We start from the raw sequence: 780 nt of genomic DNA on the forward strand, positions 1-780 counted from the left end.
AATTTGTTTGTAATTTTATCTTTATCCCCCTGCTCCGTTACAAGCACTTGACGCTTCATTTTTAAATTGATCTAAATTATTACTATTAGATTTAAATGAGCCCTCTAAAACTTGTTTAAATGTGTTCTTTTGATTTTCTGCATTATCTCCAGTACATTTGTTAAGTTCACTTTGGATATGTTGAAGTACAGACTTTATTGCAGATTCATCATGACTTAAAAACTTGTTAAAATCACTTTCATTATTCAATGCTTCTTTTAAGAAATTTAGATTTACTTTTTCAGTGTCATTTAACTTTTCTTTGAGTATTTCTTCTGGTGTTTTTTTAATCCCTTCTGTTTGTTCTGCTTCATCTTTTTGAGGTTTGTCATTATCAGTGTTTTTTTGTTTATACTGATCACAACTATTAATCATTAGTAATAATAAGATCAAAATAATATTGATTTTTTTCATTCAAATCTCCTTATATATGATTTTAAAAAATATATATCATTTATCTTATTGTTTATTTGTTTTGTAAAGTTTAATGTTTTGTTATAAAGTTTATGTAAACAAAATTAATTTTTGTTAACTTATTGTTAACTTAAAAGGTTGAAGGGATATGAGTAAAATAAAAAGGGGATATGAAGATTATGTCATGTATTTCAATGAAGGTCGCTTAAGTGATACTGAAATAGCTAAAGAGATGGGAGTTTCACGAGCGAATGTATGTAAAATGAGACAAAAATGGGAGAGTATTAGAGACAATCCAAAAGAATTTGGTAGTAATACTAAAGTTAC

2 protein-coding genes are annotated in these 780 nt (G+C 26.3%); one reads left to right on the forward strand and one right to left on the reverse strand.

The annotated features are described in order from the left end of the window. Positions 1 to 21 precede the first annotated feature (21 nt). Positions 22 to 453, reverse strand: a complete 432-nt coding sequence (locus tag U881_RS0110100; protein ID WP_024654279.1) for an Mlp family lipoprotein — start codon at positions 451 to 453, stop codon at positions 22 to 24. Between the two features lie 148 nt (positions 454 to 601). Between U881_RS0110100 and U881_RS12100 the strand changes: the two genes are divergently transcribed. Beyond that, the coding region (locus U881_RS12100; RefSeq protein WP_152520740.1) for a DUF603 domain-containing protein at positions 602 to 780 on the forward strand (179 nt) is incomplete at its 3' end.

This window comes from Borrelia persica No12, from assembly GCF_000500045.1.
Classification (GTDB): Bacteria; Spirochaetota; Spirochaetia; order Borreliales; family Borreliaceae; genus Borrelia; species Borrelia persica.

Excerpts from the sequence above, each read along its gene's own strand:
- U881_RS0110100 (WP_024654279.1), bottom strand. The coding sequence starts at position 453 with ATGAAAAAAATCAATATTATTTTGATCTTATTATTACTAATGATTAAT.